Origin of the sequence: Cohnella sp. OV330, assembly GCF_900112065.1 — a bacterium.
In the GTDB taxonomy this organism is placed as follows: Bacteria; Bacillota; Bacilli; order Paenibacillales; family Paenibacillaceae; genus Cohnella.
Genome location: NZ_FOKE01000001.1, coordinates 177,351 through 194,418, shown reverse-complemented (window position 1 = coordinate 194,418; position 17,068 = coordinate 177,351). Strand labels below are relative to the sequence as shown.

Below are 17,068 nucleotides of genomic sequence, written 5' to 3'. Positions count from 1 at the left end.
CGATAACCTGGCGCTTTTTTCGCATGCTGCAAGCCGGAGACCGCGCAGAGGACAGAATAGCGCAAAATTGCGCTATTCTGCGAATGCAAGTTAGTGTCGGCGTGAACTGGGGCAGCGACGGGGACAGAATAGCGCAAAATTGCGCTATTCTGCGGACGAAAGTTAGCGTCGGCGTGAACATGTGGATGCCGCCTCTCCGGCATCTTTCCCCTACTTCTCCTGCTCCTTAATCACCTGCTCGATCCCCAGCAGTATCAGGTTCAAGCCGAACGCAAACGACCTGTCGGTCCCCATCAGCTCGAACAGCCCGCTCTTGAACATCCGCCGGAACAGTCCCGCATCCGTCTCGCTCATGGCATCCAGCAGGCTCATCATCTCTCCATCCGGAAGCGCTCCCTTGTCCTCCTGCATCGCGGAGACATTGCGCCGGTGCTGGTAGTCGTCCAGCACGAAGTAGAAGACATAGTTCGTAAGCGTAAGCACCGCTTGCAATTTTTGCTCCTGGTCAAGCGGCGTCGATTCCACGCAGAGAAGCATGCGGTTGGTGAAACGGATCATGTCCGGCTCGTGCGGCAACGTCTGCATCATGAGCTGCGTGGAGCAGGGATACCGGCCGAGCACGCTGCGTATCGTTCCTGCCAGCCCTGCCAGCTGCGCCTTCCAGTCTCCTTCGGAGCGGAACTCCTCCAGAATGATTTTCGACACCTGGTTAGCCAGGCGCTGGAAGAGACTTTGCTTGCTTTTGAAGTACCAATACAAAGATGGCGCTTGGATCCCCAGCCGGTCGGCCAACCGTCTCATGCTGAATTTCTCGATATCCTCCTCGCCCAGAAGCGCCCACGATGCCTCTAAAATTTTATCCTCCGAAATTTGAGGTTGCTGTTTTTTCATCGGTATCCGCCCTCTTATCTAACAGTGTAAGTTTGTGCTTTACAGGTCCATAGATTCATGATATCATCTAACACTGTAAGGTTCAATCTAACACCGTTAGACGAAACGAAAACCATAGAAAGCGGTGACCCGCATGGAATCTGCAAACCTCCATTACTTTGAAAAAGCGCCGATCGCCAAAGCCGTAGCCCACTTCGCCGTACCGATGATGCTAGGCACTTCGATGAGCGTGATCTACTCGATCCTGAACGCCTTTTTCCTTGGCACTTTAAACAATACGGCCATGCTGTCCGCGCTCGCGCTCACTTTGCCGTTATTCGCGATCATCATGGCGCTGGGCAACCTGATCGGCATCGGGAGCGGCGCATTCATCTCCCGTTTGCTGGGGGAGAAAAAATACGAGGACGTTAAGCATCTGTCTGCATTCGCCTTTTACAGCAGTTTGGCGCTCGGTCTCATTATGATGGCCGTCGGTCTCCCGTTAATCGATTCGATCGTTCACGGGCTGGGAGCAACGCCTGATTCGTTCGGATTTACGAAAGACTATGTCACGATTATGCTCATCGGTTCGCCATTCGTCGTGTTGTTTTTCACGCTGGAAAATATCGTGCGCTCGGAGGGTTCGGCCATCACGTCGATGGTCGGCATGATCGTCAGCGTCGTCGTGAATATCGCGCTCGATGCGCTCGCCATCTTCGTCTTCCATTGGGGCGTGATCGGCGTCGCATCCGCAACGGTCGTTTCTAACTTGGTCGCGAGCATATTCTACGCCTTGCATATGGGCTACAAGAGCTCGTTTTTAACCGTTTCCGTCAAATGGTTTAAAGTGACCAAGGACATCCTGGGCAATGTATTCAAAATCGGCGTCCCCGTCTTCGTGATGAGTGTATTCCTGGGGGCCATGTCGCTGATCTTCAACCATTATCTTGTTGAATACGGGGAGCAGGCCATTGCAGGCTACGGTATATCTTCGCGCTTATTGCAATTTCCCGAGTTTATTCTGATGGGCTTGTGCGAGGGCGTCGTGCCGCTGATCGCTTTCTCTTTTACGGCGAATAAATTGCGCATGAAGCATACCATCTCATTCACGATCAAGACCATCGTGGCGTTAGCGATCGGATTCGGCATCGTCGTCTACTTGATTTCCGACCACCTGATCGGTTGGTTTACGAACGACCCGCAATTGATTGAAATGGGCAGCTACATTTTGCACGTGACGTTCTTATCCTTGTTCATAACGGGCATGACCTCGCTGTTCACGGGGATCTTTCAAGCGACCGCGCAAGGCGCCGCCGCCTTAATAATGTCCGTCATTCAAGGCATCACGCTGATCCCCGTGCTGTATATCGCCAACCGAATGAGCGGCTTCCACGGCGTCGTCTGGTCGATCGTCATCGCCGATGCCGTCACCTTCCTGGTAGGCGCGGTCATGCTGTATGCGCTGCGCAACAAATTACAGCCGGATTTGGAGCAATTGGCACAGTAAAAACGATAAGACCAATCATGAGCCGCACGATCCATGTGCGGTTTTTTTTCGTTTTCCAGCCAAGGATAAAATTTTGCAGGCGGTCGCAAAAGAGTGCTATCGATAAGCGCTTTCACGCGTCTTGTCCGGTGCTATAGTTGGTCTTGTCAGAAAAACCGACGAGATCGAAAGGGGTTACAACAAATGAAAAAAGGATTCAAAACGATCGCGCTATTGCTGGTCGTCATGATGTTCGCGGCGGTCGCCGCGGCTTGCGGCAAAGACGGAGCAAGCAGCAAGGTGAGCGTGGGCATCGTGCTCCCGACGAAGGATGAGCCGAGATGGGTGCAAGACGAGCAACGCTTTAAGGATGCGCTGTCCGGCACGAAATATACGACGGATATTCTGTTCAGCCAAGGCTCTTCCGCCAAGGAAAAGGAAAACGTCGAGACGCTGATCAACAAAGGCATTCAAGTCCTCATCATCTGTCCGCAAGACGGCGACGCAGCGGCAGCAGCAGTAGAAGAAGCCAAGAAGGAAGGCATCAAGGTCATCTCCTACGACCGTCTGATCACGAACACCGACGCGGTCGACTACTACGTCACCTTCGACAGCGTAGCGGTCGGCGCGGCGCAAGCGCAATACCTGGTCGACCACGCCAAGGGCCAAGGCGAGCCGCTGTACCTGTACGCCGGCGCCGCTACCGACAACAACGCATTCCTGTTCTTCCAAGGCGCATGGCAAACGCTGCAGCCGAAGATCGCGGACGGCACGTTCAAGATCGCGAACTCGAGCGAAGCGGTCGCGCTGAAGGATACGAAGGACCTGACCCGCGAGCAAATGAGCAAGATCATCGGCCAAGTCACCACGAACTGGGACGCCAACGAAGCCAAGAACAAAGCGCAAACGCATCTGACCTCCGCTGCGGCCGACATGAAGGGCGACGTCGCCATCCTGGCGCCGAACGACGGCACGGCTCGCTCCATCGCCGACGTATTCGGTTCCGACAAGGCGATCACGAGCTACGTCGTCACCGGCCAGGACGCCGAGAAGGCATCCATCCAATACGTCATCGACGGCAAGCAATCCATGACGGTGTTCAAGGACGTCCGCACGCTGGTCAAGGACGCGATGGGCATGGCGGTCAACATTCTCGACGGCAAGACGCCTGAGACGACCGGCTCCTACAACAACGGCAAGGTAGACGTGAAGGCGAAGCAAACCGACGTCATCGTCGTCGACAAGGACAACGTGAAGAAAGAACTCATCGATTCGGACTACTACAAAGCAGGCGACTTTACGGGGCTGTAATCCCGGCCGGCATATAGCTTAAAGCGCGGGATCGTGATAGATGCGTCTATCGCGATTCCGCCATTATCGAATGTCGCTGCGCCTAAGGAGTGAAGAGAATGAGCGACTATATTTTAGAGATGAAAGGCATTACCAAGGAATTCCCGGGCGTCAAGGCGCTCACGGACGTCAGCTTCAAGGTCGAACGGGGCGAGATCCACTGCCTCATCGGGGAAAACGGCGCAGGCAAGTCCACGCTGATGAAGGTGCTGAGCGGCGTTTATCCGCACGGCACGTATTCGGGCGATATCGTGTTCGACGGCAAGGTGCAGACCTTCGCCAAGATCAGCGACAGCGTCAAGACCGGCATCGCCATCATTTATCAGGAGCTCGCGCTGTTCCCGGATCTCACCGTCTACGAGAACATTTTTGCGGGCAACGAAGTGAAGCGAGGCGCGGTCGTCAACTGGAACCGTACGATCGTCGAAGCCAAGCGCATGTTGAAAAAGGTGAAATTGAACGTCAATCCGGAGACGCTTATCAAGGATCTGGGCGTCGGCAAGCAGCAGCTCGTCGAGATCGCCAAGGCGCTCAGCAAGGAAGTAAAGCTGCTCATCCTGGACGAACCGACGGCCGCTCTGAACGAGAACGACAGCGAGAACCTGCTCGAACTGCTTCGCGAACTGAAGGATCAGGGCATCACCTGCATCATGATTTCCCACAAGCTCAAAGAGGTCATCTCCATCGCCGACAAGGCCACCGTCATCCGGGACGGACGCACGATCTGCACGCTCGACGCCGCCAAGGGCGAGATCACGGAAGGCGTCATCATCAAAAACATGGTCGGCCGCGAGATCGAGGATATCTATCCGAAGCGCGCGAACAAGAAGTTCGGCGACACGATCCTCGAGGTCCGGGACTGGACCGCTTACGACGCGCCGACGGGCAGAAACGTCGTAAAGAACGCCAATCTGCACGTTAAAAAAGGAGAAATCGTCGGGATCGCCGGCTTGATGGGCTCGGGGCGGACGGAGCTGGCACTCAGCATCTTCGGAAATCCGAAGTCTTATAAACTGCAAGGCGAGCTGCTCGTGGAGGGCAAGCGCCGTTCGTTCAAGCATACGAGCGACGCGATCGAAGCGGGCATCGCCTACGTCACGGAAGACCGCAAGGGAGACGGCCTTTTCTTGCTCCAGGACATCAAGAGCAACGTCACCGCCGCGAATCTGCAGGGCATCGCCAGAGGCGGCGTCATTAACCAGAACGAAGAGGTCAAGGTCGCCAACGAATATAAAAAGTCGATGAACGTGAAGGCGCCGTCCGTCGAGCAGATCGTCGGCAACTTAAGCGGCGGCAACCAGCAGAAGGTATCGCTAGGCAAGTGGCTTTTCGTCGGCCCGAAGCTGCTCATCCTCGACGAGCCGACCCGCGGCATCGACGTCGGCGCGAAGTTCGAGATTTACACGATCATGAACAAGCTGATCGCCGAAGGCATGAGCATCATCATGATCTCCTCGGAGCTCGGCGAGGTGCTCGGCATGAGCGACCGCGTCTACGTCATGGCCGAAGGCAAGATCAAGGGCGAACTGCCGATCGAACAGGCCAGCCAAGAAAAAATCATGGAGCTTGCCACGCAATAGGAGGTATCATCGATGAATTTCTTTAACGAAGCCAAGTCGCTCATCAAAGTCAACATCCGCGAATACGGCATGTACATCGCGCTGTTCGTGATCATGCTTACGTTCTCCATTATGACGGACGGCCTGTTCATGTCCTCGCGCAACATCAGCAATCTGCTCGACATGACGGGCTATACCGCCGTACTGGCCGTCGGCATGACGCTCGTCATCGTCATCCGGCATATCGACCTGTCGGTTGGCTTCGCCGCCGGCTTCATGGGCGCGATCGCCGCGATCATGCTGTCGAATTGGGGCGTGCCCGTCTACATCACGATTCCCGTCATCCTCGTGCTCGGCGTCGTGATCGGCATGTTCAACGGCGTGCTGGTCGCTTCGGTCGGCATCCCGGCATTCGTATCGTCGCTCGCGGCGATGCTCATCTTCCGCGGCGCGCTGCTCATGGTCACGGAGAAGACGGGTACGATTATCGTCAAAAACGAGCATTTCAACGCGTTAGGCAATGGGTTTATTCCGTCCCTGGGAGAAGTCGGCGGCCTTAGCGTACTGTCGCTGATCCTGGGACTCGTCGTTATCGCGCTGTACGTTTACTTTGAATTCGCGAACCGCCGCAACAAGCTGAAGTACGAGTTCGAGGTCGTCTCGGGCGGCATCTTCGCGGTCAAGCTCGTATTCGTATCCGCCATCATCGCTTATATCACCTGGATCATCGCCGGCTACAACGGCTTCTCCTGGACCGTCGTCATCATGCTGGCCGTCGTCGTGATCTACCACTTCCTGACGACCAAGACGGTGCTCGGCCGCCATATCTACGCGGTCGGCAGCAACCCGGAAGCCGCGCACCTGAGCGGCATCAGCGTCAAGAAGATCACGTACATCGTCTTCGGCTCGATGGGCATGCTGTCCGCGCTGTCCGGCATCTTGTTTACCGCGCGTCTCCAGTCCGCGACCACGACGGCCGGCACGTTGTTCGAGCTCGACGCGATCGCGGCGGCTTATGTCGGCGGCGTATCCGCTGCGGGCGGCGTCGGCAAAGTCACCGGCTCGATCATCGGCGCCATCGTCATGACTTCGCTCACGAGCGGCATGAACCTGCTCGGCGTCGGCATCTCGTACCAGTACATGATTCGCGGCGGCGTCCTGGCCGCGGCCGTCATCTTCGACGTGTTGACGCGCAAGAAGAGAGCCTAAATTGTAGGAGCCGTCCCGGCCCCCCGCGCACATTCGCGGGGGCTGGGGCGGCTTTTTGCCGTTTGGGGTCGCCGCGAGGGGCCGGTTCGCCTGTTCTACAGGAGGCGATTGGGCTGGCAGAGGCGCGAGAAGTCGCATCGCCTGCTCTACAGCAGGGGATGGCGTGTCGCAGCGGGCGATTGGGTCCATCGCCTTCACTACAGCAGGGGATGGCGCGTCGCAGTGGACGATTCAGCCTATCGGCTTCTCTACAGCAGGGGATGGCGCGTCGCAGTGGACGATTCGGCCTATCGCCTTCTCTACAGGAGGGGATGCCGCGTCACAGTGGGCGATTGTGCCAATCGCCTTCTCTACAGCAGGGGATGCCGCCAGCGTACCCATAGATTTTCCAATCGCCTGCTCTACAGCAGGCGTTGCGATGCGCGGCAGGCTTTCATATTGACACATCCCAAAGATTAGACTAACATCTAATTAGATATTAATCTAATCAAATATCATGGAGGTGCGCCATGCAACTCGACAAAGTCGTTGCCTACCACAAGGCGCTGGCGGATCCGACGCGGCTGCGGATGCTGATCTTGCTGGCCGGCGGAGAACTGAGCGGGCTGGAGCTGGCGGAGCGGCTTCATCTGACGCCCGCTACGATCACGCATCATGCGGCGAAGCTGCGCGAGGCGAGTCTCATTCACGAGCGGAGAGAAAAAAACTCGATTTTTTTCTCGCTCAACGATTATTTTCTTAAGAACAACGCGACGGCGTCGGTAGCGCTCATCTACAAAAATAGCGAAGGAGACAAGAACGACGTGGACATCGAGCAGGATACGCGTCTTAAGGAGACCGTCGTCAAAAACTTTTTCAAGGCGGACGGCAGGCTGAAGCACCTCCCCGCGCAGCTGAAAAAGAAGCTGATCGTGCTGGCGCATCTCGCGTCCAAACTGGAGGCGGGGCGGCGGTACGGGGAGAAGGAGATCAACGCGTTCATCGGCGGTTACCACGAAGATTACGCGACGATCCGCAGAGAGTTCATCATGCACCAATTCATGTTCCGGGAAAACGAGGTCTATGAGCTGAATCCGTCGGAGATGTGGGCTAAGGCGTAAGGCGTAACGGTAGACGTCAAAGGAGATGCAAAAAGCTGAAAGATGCCGGAATAAGCAAACGGGACAAAGCGGAGGATCTCCTGCTTCGTCCCGTTGACGTATCAGCTCACCATGCTCGCTACTTGGCAGGATGTGTTGACTTATATCCATAGTTGACCGGTGCAAGGCGCCGCTTGGCAAGAAGTATGGACTTAAATCCATACTTGACCGGTGCAGGGCGACACTTAGCAGGAAGTATGGACTTAGATCCGTACATGATCTGCCCAAAGCGCCGCAGACATCAGCCCTATCCGTCTACACTGCCGCGGACAGCCGGTACACCATGCACGCCATCCTATTGCAGCAGCTCCCGCGCCAGCAATCATAACACTTTCCTACTGCAGCAGCTCCCGCGCCAGCAATCGAAATACATGGAGGCGCGAAGCCATGCCATGCGGCGTGCTGTTAATCATCACTTCGTCGAAGCCGTACAGCTCCTGGTCTCGGCGGAGCAAATCCGCGACCTCGGCGGGCGTGCCGACGAGATGGAGCTTGCGGTTCTCGCGGATGATGGCGAGGTCCGACTCGGACAATGGATAGTCGCGCGCTTCCTCAGGCGTCATCACCTGCTGCAGGGAGCCGCGCATGAGCGACAGGCGCATCAGGTCGGCCGGCTTCGCGATGTACTCCGCTTCCTCGCGGGTCTCGGCGACGGTGGCCGAATAGGTCACGAGGATGAGCGGCTTCGGCATGAAGTACGACGGCTCGAAGTTATCCCTGTAGGCGTCGAAAATTTCCCGCGTCATCTGCCCGTTAAAAAATTGCGCGAACGAATAGCCGACGCCGAGGCGCCCGGCCCGAACGGCGCTGTTGCCCGTGGAGCCGAGCAGCCACGCTTCCGGCAGCGGCACGTCGTACGGGGAGGCGAGCAGGCCCTCGTACAGCGGGTCCTTCGACGCGCGATCCGCGATCAGCTGCATCGTCGTCTGCAGCTTGTCATACAGGTCGCCGGGCAGATGCGCCCGTCCCTCGGCGAGCGCGCGGGTCGAGTAGTGGTCGCCGCCCGGCGCGCGGCCGGCGCCGAAGTCGATTCGCCCCGGGGAAAAGGCGCTGAGGGTCTTGAATACTTCGGCCAGCTTAAGCGGCGAATAGTGCATCATCATGACGCCGCCGGTGCCGATGCGGATGCGCTTCGTCAGCGCGGCCAGGCGCGCCGCGATAATCTCGGGCGCCGTGCTGGCGAAGTTGCGGGTATTGTGATGCTCCGCCATCCACATCCGATGATAGCCGAGCTCGTCCGCGAGTACGGCGATTTCTTCTGCGTTTCGGAGCGCATTCGGCGCATTGCCGCCTTTTACGATCGGCGCTTGGTCCAGGATTCCTACTTTCATTGCGCACACGTTTCCTTTCCGAATTCCGTCTTCGCATCGTCTTTACCTATACGGTAGCATACCTTCGACCATAAAAAAAAGCGCCCGCAGGCGCCCGGCTTTCGCTTATTCCTTGATGAGGGAGAGGGCGGTATCCGCCTTGAGGACGTCGTGCTCGACCTGCTTTTCCACGTTATAGGGATGATACATCTCGTTCTCGATCATGTAGGCCGCGATCTTCCTGTGCGTCTCGATCGCCGTGTCGAGCTGCGCTCTCAAAATCTTGTGAACCTTCGGCGTCGCCGTCTCCGTCAACGCAATGGCGTAGCTGCGCACGGCGGACTTCGCCGACAGCAGCATATCGGTCGCGATCGCCAGATCGTCCAGCGGCGCAGTCGCCTTGAGCAGCTCTTCTTTTTTCATCGTCGTTGCCATATCGATCACCTCTTATTGTAGGATGGATTTCAATTCTTCGATTGCCTTGGACGAGTTCACCAGGTCCTGCTCGATCAGCGCCTTAAGTTTTTCGTCCTTCGCGAACTCCAACATCGCCCTCGCTTTGGTGGCGCACGACGTTTTCAGCGTCAGGATCTCGTGAACCTCCAGCTTCTCGTGCATGGCCAGTTCCTTTGCCATATCGATCGCTCCTTCCGTAGTGGGTGCCAATATCCACATACCCCAACGCCGTTTCCCGATAAACAAGCCCGGTGCGGGTTGAAGCTTGTCGTTTATGGGTTAAGTCTCGATAAAAACGCCTAAAGCCATCAGGAGGACGACCATGAGCCCGAAAGCCGAATCCGCATCCGCGCTAGTCTCCATGCAGCCGTCCACCGTCAAGCGCATCCATGTCGCCGAGAAGCTGCCGAACGTGCCGAAGCCGCTAAAGCTGAGAGATTGGCGAGAGACGGCGCTCGCCTACGATCGATTCGTGTTCGACGACACGCTTGAAGGCGAGCATCTGCCGCTGATCTGGAAGGACAGGACGCATCGTCACATGGAAGAGGATTCGTTCGGATTAATGTCCTATGTCGGCAAGTTCGAGCAAGGCCCCGACGGCACGCAGGAAGCCGTAAATGTTATGGGTGCGGTGCTCGGCGCGACGCTTGTCGGCGTGAACAAGCGCGACCGCTTCGGGGGTAACTACGTCAACATGCTGCGGAATTTTTTTCATAGCGAGCAACGGGTTTTCGTATCCAAACCGGCCACGGGAAGCGGCGATACGTTCTGGTACGAAGTTCAGGCGCATGTGCTCTACTACGCGCTGGCCGCCTTCTATCCGGACGAGCCCGGCATGGCCGAGATCATGCGGACATCGGCGGACCGTTGGCTGGAGGCGCTCGAAGCGCTGCGGGATCGGGAGGGGAAGCTGCAATTCAGGTGTACCGCGTTCGACTTCGGCAAAATGGAAGCGGTCGACAACGGGAAGTGGCGGGAGCCTGACGCCGCGGCGGGCATCGCCATGCTGCTCCATATGGCTTATCGAAAGTTCGGCGACGCCAAGTATCTGGATGCGGCCATGGAGTGCCTCGCCTTCCTGGAGGATCAGCTCGACAATCCGTATTATGAGCTGCTCATGTACTATGCGCCTTATCTGGCTGCGCGGCTGAATGCCGAGCACGGCAAGGATTTCGATATCGGCAAATTCATCAACTGGATCTTCGACGGCGGGACGGTCATCCGGCCGGGCTGGGGCACGGTCGCCGAACGCTGGGGCAACTATGACATGCACGGTCTGATCGGCAGCTTGGCCGACAACGGCGGATACGCGTTCGCGATGAACGGCTTCCATCTGTTCAGCGTGCTCGCGCCGCTCGTTCGCTACGATCCGCGGTATGCGCACGATATCGGCAAGTGGATGCTGAATCTCGCCAATCAGTCGCGCTATTTCTATGCGGACGAGCTGCCGGCGGCCAACCAATCTTGTCCGGATTGGGCGGGAGATCCAGGCCAGGTGATTCCGTACGAGGGTATCCGCAAGGAATACGAGGGCAAGACGCCTTACGCCAGCGGCGACGCGACGGTCATGAACTGGGGAGCGCTCGATTTTTCCCTCTACAGCGGCTCCTACGCGGGTTTCGTCGGCGGCATCGTTAAAAAGACGAACGTAGAAGGCATTTTACAGATCGACTGTCTCAGGACGGACTATTACCGTGCCGACGCCTATCCAACCTACCTGTACTACAATCCGTTCGGCTCGCCGGAGACCGTGGAGATCGAGGATTTGGGGGACATGGCGGTCGACCTGCTGGATATCGTCAGGGGAGCCTACCTAGCCAAGGGCGTCAAAGATCGTTCGGCATTCGTGCTGGAGAGCGATCAGGCCGCGGTCGTGCTGGTTCTGCCGAGCGGCGCGACGCCGGAGGACCGGGACGGCCAGCTATGGATGGACGGCGTATTCGTCGCGCCGGCGCCGAAGCCCGCGATCAACCTGTGCGGCGTGCAGGATCGCGAAGAGGTGTCGGGGATCGTCAAGTTCAAGGTCGAGATCGGGGTGCCCCAGGACGACGCCGTCCGGCGCATCCGGGTCTCGCTCGGCGCTACCGAGTTGTTCTCGGGCAAGGACCTTCCCGAATCGTTCATGCTCGACACCGAGGAATTCCACAATGGCATCATGCATCTGCGGGCGGAGCTCGATACGGTTAACGACAGGAAGGACAGTTCGGAGATCGGCTTGCTCATCCGGAATTGAACGATTCAAAAGAGGCAGGAAGCCCCGCTCCGCGGGGCTTTTTCGGCATCGTTCGGGGGATAACGACGGCCGCGCGCATGCGCCGTTCCTTTGACTGTGGTATATTGAATCATAAATAGCGGAGGAGGCGCCGGCATGCTACCGATTCAAATCGTGGAAATACAGAACAGGATCGATTCGCTCAAGGATCAGGACCTGTACATACACTTGGAATTGACGACGGGCGCTTACGCGGCCCACAACGATAGCACCAAACATCCCGCGGCTAACTTCATCACGAACGCCCTGATTCGCTACGGCATCGGGTCGATCTCCGGCAACGGACCCTATCGAGTCGGTTTGAAAATGGATAAAGGCTGGATCTACGCCGAGGGACTGACGCACTACGACGAGACCGACGCGGAGCGCCTGATCATGGCCGGACACGACAGCTCGGGCAAGCTGGTCGTCGCCCTGCAGCTTAGCCGCGAGCCCTTTTAACTTAACGACCGGGAAAGGAAGATATCCATGGAACAACGTATTCTAGTCGTGCTGCCGCATCCGGACGACGAATGCTTCGGCATCTCGGGCACGCTGGCCAAGCACATCGCGGCGGGGGCCCAGGTCACCTACGCTTGCCTGACCTTGGGCGAGCGCGCGCGCAATATGGGCAATCCGCCTTTTGCCAACCGCATCACGCTCCCGCAGATCCGCAAGGGCGAGCTCGAGCAGTCCTGCCAGGCCATCGGCATCCAGGATCTTCGCCTGCTCGGCTTTCACGACAAGACGCTCGAATTCGAGGACCAGGACCTGCTGGATCTGAAAATCGGCGAGCTGCTCGCGGAGCTCGACCCGACGCTCGTCATCACGTTTTTCCCGGGCTTCGCGGTCCATCCGGACCACGACGCGACAGGCGCTGCGGTCGTCCGCACGATCGGCAAGCTGGATCCGTCCGCCCGTCCGCCCGTGCACTGCCTCGCCTTTTCGCATAATCACCGGGAGTCGATCGGCGACCCGGACGTCTTCGTGGACGTCAGCGGTTTCCTGAAGCAGAAGATCGCGTCGATCCTGTCGCATCGCTCGCAATTTTACGTCCCGCAGCTGTTCGAGAAAAACCCGCACAAAAACCGCGAGGTGCAGGAGCGATTCGGCACCGAGCGCTTCTGGACGTACAAGTTCGCCTGACGAAGGAGGCGCCCGCGGGCGCGCGGCCCCGGAAAGCTGCTGGCACCTGGCACGACAACCAGCAGCTGATCCGGGAACCGCTATACCCACCCCAAGCGCCGACTGTTGATCTACGTGCAGACTTCAAGCCTCAGCTCCCACTCCAAGCGCCTTCTCAAGCAGAATTTTGTTCTACCCGTCTCCAAAATGCCCTCATTTTGTTCTATCCCCTTCATCATTTTGTTGCTGACGCGCGCGGCGGCCTGCATGATACGATTAGCCTGTCGCCGGACGTTAGGCGGCCGTTCATGCAAGCGCTTCACCGGCGTCCGCTTCCGAAGCGAACGCTCCGCAAGCTGCGGTTCATTCCAAGCGATGGAGAGGAGAAGGTGAATGATGAATTGGAAAAAACAGCTCAAAACGTGGATCGCGGGGCTCGCGCTGGTCGCGCTCCTGCCTGCGGGCACCGGGAGCGCGGCGGCGACGCTGACGCAGGTGCCGTACGCGATGGATTCGAGCAACCAGGCGGGCTGGTGGAGTCCGCTCGAGACGTACGGCACCGGTCTCGAATATGCCTACATGGCGTATAACGCGCCGGGCAGCGCCGCGGGCACGCACAAAGTATACATCGCAAGGCGCGACGGGGCGGGGACGTGGTCGAACATCCCCGTCATGGACGGCGCCGCCGTGGCCGAGTACGCCGACGACAACGGCCACAACCAGCCGTCGATCGCGCGGGACGGCAGCGGCCGCTTCCACGTATTCGCCTCCATGCACGATTCGGCATGGCATTATTTCCGGTCGGACACGGTCGGCGGCGCGCCGCAGAACCATTCGGCGGACATGCCCGATCAGACGATGAAGGTCACGTACCCGGTCGTGACGACGGCGCCGAACGGAGACTTGTACCTGCTCGTCCGGTCCAGCCAGGATACCGCCGGCAAGCGTACCGGCGTGCTGCTGCGCTGGGACAACGCGGCGTCGACGTGGAGCCAGATTGCGGTCGTCGCCTCCACGCTCAATCGCTCGGTGTACCCGGACGATCTGGCGTTCGACGCGAACGGCGACCTGCACATCTTGTTCGAGTGGGCGTACTTCGCGGCCAGTCCGCTGCGCCACCAGCTGTCTTATCTCAAATATAGCCCGTCCACGAACACGTTCTCCAAATCGGACGGTACGCCTGTGTCGGTCCCCGTATCGCTGACCACCGCGGACATCGTGCAGCCGATGGCGCCGACCGAAGCCTACGTACAGAGCGGCAGCGATCCGGGCGGCCCCGGCGTGCAAAGCGCCAAGCTGACCGTCGATTCGGCGAACAAGCCGGTCATCGCTTACCGTTACCGCGAGGAGGGGAGCACGACATTCTCCGTCAAGCAGGCGACGCGCGGCACGACCGGCTGGAATCTGCAGACCGTCTACGCCGCCGCCGAGACGACGGCCGCCATCGACGTCACGTGGACGGGAACGCAGTCGCGCGTCTACTACGTGACGACCGCGGGGACGGACCGCGCCTTCATGGCGGCGCAGTCGGGCACGGGCTGGAGCCAGGCGTCGCTCGCGCCGGGCATCCCGATCCAACGACTTGCGGTCGAGCGGAACGCGAACGGCGCAGATATCCTCTATCTTGTCGATATCGCCAATCTCAAACTATACTACGGACGCAATTGACGATACGGAAGGGGGCTGCCGGACGCACATGGACGTCCGGCCGCTCTCTTTTTGCCATCCGTTGACAACAAAAAGAAAGAGCGATTATAGTTAGTGCACCAATGCAACTCGGGAGAGAAGCCTTATGAACGTGTTCCGAACGCTTCGCACGCGCAAGTTCCTGCAGCGAATCCTCCTCAGCTTCATGTTCGTCGTCGTCACCCTGGCAGTGACCGCCTACATGCTCAACGTCAACGCCCGCGGGAAGGTGCTCAGCCTGCAGAACGACGCCGACCGCAAGCTGCTCACCCAGATCAACTACAACATCGAGAACATGAACGGCATCGTCAAGGATATGGCCGTGTCCCTGTTCAACGACGACGAGCTGATCGCGCTGAAGGCGGGGGCCGATTACCGGCAGAGCATCCTGAAGATCGACCGTCTCGACCGGACCGTCGCCGAGTCGCCCTATTTGCATGCCGTCGCTTTTTACAACCCGGGCCAGAAGCGCTTTTTCTCCTCGCTTAATCATGGCATGGACAACAGCCGGCTGTACGAAGTTTTAGGCGGCTATTTGAAGCAGCATCCGGACGTTCCGAAGCTGCAGCTCATGCCGCTCGACCTGGACGGCGGCGGCAGCGGCATCGACGTTTTCGCTTGTTTTCTGTACGACGGTCCCTCGCTCGGCTCGGTCAACGGCAGCGTGCTGATCCTGACCGTGAAGCCGGACTGGCTGCTGGACAACGTGAAGGCGCTTAATAAGCTGGCCGACCGGGAGAAGGACCTGCTCCTCGTGACCGACGGGGACGGCAATGTCCTCATGTCGAGCGTGCCGCTGTCCCCGGCCCAGCTGGCGCTCAAGGACGAGGTGATGCCGCGGATCGCGGCTTCGTCCAGCACGCTCGAGGACTTCGTTTACCGGCATGCGGGCAAGAAGTTCAAGGTCGCTTATCTGGGAAAAGGGATGAACAACTGGCGCATCCTGAGCCTGCGCGACTACGATTCGGTGCTGGGGAACGTGAACCGGATGAAGTGGACGGAGATCGGGGTCATGCTGTCGGTCGTCCTGTTCGCCGTGCTGCTGTCGGTGTTTTTCTCCCTGCGGCTGTATCGTCCGGTCGGACGGCTGCTCAGCCTCATTCCCGAGGACCCGCGCGGACACCCGCAGGCCAAGGACGAGCTGACGCTGATCGCCGCAAACTATATGGGCATGGTCGACAAGCTGAAGGGATTGGAACGGGACGAGGCGTCCAAGCGCAACATCGCGAAGGTGTACCATCTGCGCAGCCTGCTCGGCGGGAGCGATGCCGTATCCGAAGCCGAGTTCAGGCAGAATCGGGAGCAATACGGCATCGACATCGCGGCGTCCGGCGCGCTGAGGCTCGCGGTCGTCCGGCTCGACCGGCGGGAGACGCTTGTCGCGGCATCGGGCGAAGGCTCCGAATCTCTCTTTACCTTTGCCATCGCCAACATCGGCGAAGAGCTGCTCCGCCGCGACTACTGGTGCGAGTACGCGGACATGAAGGACGGCCATCTCGTATTTATCGTCAGCGGCAAAGGAGAAGGCGGCCTGGAGGCGCTGGGCGAGCGGTTCCGCGAGCTGCAAGGGACGATTATGTCTTATTATCGCGTCTCGTTCACGGTTGCCTTGAGCCGGTCTTTCGACCATTATCGGGACATCTCCCGTCACTATGCCTTGACGCTCCGGCAATCCGATTACCGGATGATCCTCGGTCACGGGGCGGTCATCGAGCCGGAGGACATCGAAGCCAACGAGCGCAACGAGCAATTCCGGATTCCCGGCGAGCTGGACAAGCAGTTGATCGAGGGGCTCAAGAGCGGCGACCTGGCGCAAACGACGGAAGCGATCGAGAGCTGGAAGCGGGCGATCGGGGCGTTCGGCTTCGAAAATATGTTTTCGGCCCTTCTGCAGATGGGGATGACGATCAGCAACACGCTCGGCGAGATCAATCAATTCAACCTGAACCCGGTATCCGTCGACCTCCACGCGGTCAATCGGCGCCTGGTCGGCATCGAGACGCTGGACGAGGCGCGGGACGTGCTGCTCTCCGTCGCGAGGGAGATGTTCGAGCAGCGGCAGAGCGGCAAAGAGGACAAGAGCCGGCTGATCGCCGACACGATCGCGGAGATCGTGGACAAGCACTTCGCCGATCCGGACTTGAACGTTCAGAAGATCGCCGACATGCTCAAGATGAACCCGGTTTATCTTGGCCAGGTGTACAAAGCGCAGTCCGGCGAGACGGTGGTCGACCGGATCAACTCCGCGCGGCTCGCGCAGGCGAGACTGCTGCTCGAGCAGCAGGACCTGACGGTATCGGAGATCATGGAGCGGGTCGGCTTCGGCAACGAGAGTTATTTTTACCGCTTGTTCAAGCGCCGGTACAGCGTCACGCCCAAGGAGTACAGGCTCAAGTCCGCGATCGAACGAAATACGTGAGCAACGCCCGTCCGGTACGCCGGCCGGGCGTTTTTTGCGCGAATCTTAAAACCGCACAGAAAGTCGGAAGATTAGGGGGGACATTCCGGACGCCGGACTTCGTATAATGAGGTCAATCGAGGCCGGCGACAAAGCGCGGCGAGTCGAGGCCGAGGAGCACGCCCGGTTTATTCCGATGAAATGAAGCAAGTGCGAGCTATTATCGAGG

At 58.7% G+C, this 17,068-nt stretch carries 14 protein-coding genes; 10 read left to right on the top strand and 4 right to left on the bottom strand.

Annotation, left to right across the window (positions count from 1 at the left end):
* Positions 1-210: 210 nt before the first annotated feature.
* Entirely contained in the window at positions 211-891 is a 681-nt protein-coding gene (locus BM235_RS00790; RefSeq protein WP_090108634.1) for a TetR/AcrR family transcriptional regulator, read from the bottom strand.
* A 133-nt stretch (positions 892-1,024) separates the two neighbouring features.
* Between BM235_RS00790 and BM235_RS00785 the strand changes: the two genes are divergently transcribed.
* From BM235_RS00785 to BM235_RS00765, 5 genes are all read left to right on the top strand, one after another.
* Positions 1,025-2,377 (top strand): MATE family efflux transporter, encoded by a 1,353-nt coding sequence (locus tag BM235_RS00785; protein ID WP_090108633.1) that lies wholly within the window; start codon positions 1,025-1,027, stop codon positions 2,375-2,377.
* A 183-nt stretch (positions 2,378-2,560) separates the two neighbouring features.
* Positions 2,561-3,667, top strand: coding sequence for a sugar ABC transporter substrate-binding protein (locus BM235_RS00780; RefSeq protein ID WP_090108632.1), 1,107 nt, complete (start codon positions 2,561-2,563; stop codon positions 3,665-3,667).
* 98 nt (positions 3,668-3,765) lie between these two features.
* Positions 3,766-5,286 (top strand): ATP-binding cassette domain-containing protein, encoded by a 1,521-nt coding sequence (locus tag BM235_RS00775; RefSeq protein WP_090108631.1) that lies wholly within the window; start codon positions 3,766-3,768, stop codon positions 5,284-5,286.
* A gap of 12 nt (positions 5,287-5,298) precedes the next feature.
* Complete coding sequence (locus BM235_RS00770) at positions 5,299-6,474, top strand: sugar ABC transporter permease (protein ID WP_090108630.1); 1,176 nt, start codon at positions 5,299-5,301, stop codon at positions 6,472-6,474.
* A 509-nt stretch (positions 6,475-6,983) separates the two neighbouring features.
* The gene (locus BM235_RS00765; RefSeq protein WP_090108629.1) at positions 6,984-7,574 is read left to right on the top strand and encodes a DUF2087 domain-containing protein; all 591 of its coding nucleotides are present in this window, start codon (positions 6,984-6,986) and stop codon (positions 7,572-7,574) included.
* 374 nt (positions 7,575-7,948) lie between these two features.
* On the opposite strand, the gene BM235_RS00760 is transcribed toward BM235_RS00765, so the two are convergent.
* From BM235_RS00760 to BM235_RS00750, 3 genes are all read right to left on the bottom strand, one after another.
* A complete protein-coding gene (locus BM235_RS00760; protein WP_090108628.1) occupies positions 7,949-8,944 on the bottom strand; it encodes an LLM class flavin-dependent oxidoreductase in 996 nt (331 codons plus the stop codon).
* Between the two features lie 105 nt (positions 8,945-9,049).
* Positions 9,050-9,358, bottom strand: a complete 309-nt coding sequence (locus BM235_RS00755; RefSeq protein ID WP_090108627.1) for a spore coat protein — start codon at positions 9,356-9,358, stop codon at positions 9,050-9,052.
* 12 nt (positions 9,359-9,370) lie between these two features.
* Complete coding sequence (locus BM235_RS00750; protein ID WP_090108626.1) at positions 9,371-9,559, bottom strand: spore coat protein; 189 nt, start codon at positions 9,557-9,559, stop codon at positions 9,371-9,373.
* 142 nt (positions 9,560-9,701) lie between these two features.
* Here BM235_RS00750 and BM235_RS00745 point away from each other — a divergent pair, with 142 nt between their 5' ends.
* The 5 genes from BM235_RS00745 to BM235_RS00720 all read left to right on the top strand — a co-directional run bounded on the left by BM235_RS00745 (position 9,702) and on the right by BM235_RS00720 (position 16,860).
* Complete coding sequence (locus tag BM235_RS00745) at positions 9,702-11,612, top strand: hypothetical protein (RefSeq protein ID WP_090108625.1); 1,911 nt, start codon at positions 9,702-9,704, stop codon at positions 11,610-11,612.
* 135 nt (positions 11,613-11,747) lie between these two features.
* Positions 11,748-12,092: a YojF family protein gene (locus BM235_RS00740; RefSeq protein WP_090108624.1), complete on the top strand. Its 345-nt coding sequence runs from the start codon at positions 11,748-11,750 to the stop codon at positions 12,090-12,092.
* Positions 12,093-12,119: 27 nt separating this feature from the next.
* A complete protein-coding gene (bshB2, locus tag BM235_RS00735) occupies positions 12,120-12,776 on the top strand; it encodes a bacillithiol biosynthesis deacetylase BshB2 (RefSeq protein ID WP_090108623.1) in 657 nt (218 codons plus the stop codon).
* 375 nt (positions 12,777-13,151) lie between these two features.
* Positions 13,152-14,423, top strand: coding sequence for a BNR-4 repeat-containing protein (locus tag BM235_RS00725; RefSeq protein ID WP_090108621.1), 1,272 nt, complete (start codon positions 13,152-13,154; stop codon positions 14,421-14,423).
* 124 nt (positions 14,424-14,547) lie between these two features.
* Positions 14,548-16,860 carry a helix-turn-helix domain-containing protein gene (locus BM235_RS00720; protein WP_090108620.1) on the top strand — a complete coding sequence of 771 codons (2,313 nt, stop codon included), beginning with the start codon at positions 14,548-14,550 and terminating at the stop codon, positions 16,858-16,860.
* Positions 16,861-17,068 lie beyond the last annotated feature (208 nt).

Coding starts and splice junctions, on each gene's coding strand:
- BM235_RS00790 (WP_090108634.1), bottom strand. CDS start 891: ATGAAAAAACAGCAACCTCAAATTTCGGAGGATAAAATTTTAGAGGCA.
- BM235_RS00785 (WP_090108633.1), top strand. CDS start 1,025: ATGGAATCTGCAAACCTCCATTACTTTGAAAAAGCGCCGATCGCCAAA.
- BM235_RS00780 (WP_090108632.1), top strand. CDS start 2,561: ATGAAAAAAGGATTCAAAACGATCGCGCTATTGCTGGTCGTCATGATG.
- BM235_RS00775 (WP_090108631.1), top strand. CDS start 3,766: ATGAGCGACTATATTTTAGAGATGAAAGGCATTACCAAGGAATTCCCG.
- BM235_RS00770 (WP_090108630.1), top strand. CDS start 5,299: ATGAATTTCTTTAACGAAGCCAAGTCGCTCATCAAAGTCAACATCCGC.
- BM235_RS00765 (WP_090108629.1), top strand. CDS start 6,984: ATGCAACTCGACAAAGTCGTTGCCTACCACAAGGCGCTGGCGGATCCG.
- BM235_RS00760 (WP_090108628.1), bottom strand. CDS start 8,944: ATGAAAGTAGGAATCCTGGACCAAGCGCCGATCGTAAAAGGCGGCAAT.
- BM235_RS00755 (WP_090108627.1), bottom strand. CDS start 9,358: ATGGCAACGACGATGAAAAAAGAAGAGCTGCTCAAGGCGACTGCGCCG.
- BM235_RS00750 (WP_090108626.1), bottom strand. CDS start 9,559: ATGGCAAAGGAACTGGCCATGCACGAGAAGCTGGAGGTTCACGAGATC.
- BM235_RS00745 (WP_090108625.1), top strand. CDS start 9,702: ATGAGCCCGAAAGCCGAATCCGCATCCGCGCTAGTCTCCATGCAGCCG.
- BM235_RS00740 (WP_090108624.1), top strand. CDS start 11,748: ATGCTACCGATTCAAATCGTGGAAATACAGAACAGGATCGATTCGCTC.
- bshB2 (WP_090108623.1), top strand. CDS start 12,120: ATGGAACAACGTATTCTAGTCGTGCTGCCGCATCCGGACGACGAATGC.
- BM235_RS00725 (WP_090108621.1), top strand. CDS start 13,152: ATGAATTGGAAAAAACAGCTCAAAACGTGGATCGCGGGGCTCGCGCTG.
- BM235_RS00720 (WP_090108620.1), top strand. CDS start 14,548: ATGAACGTGTTCCGAACGCTTCGCACGCGCAAGTTCCTGCAGCGAATC.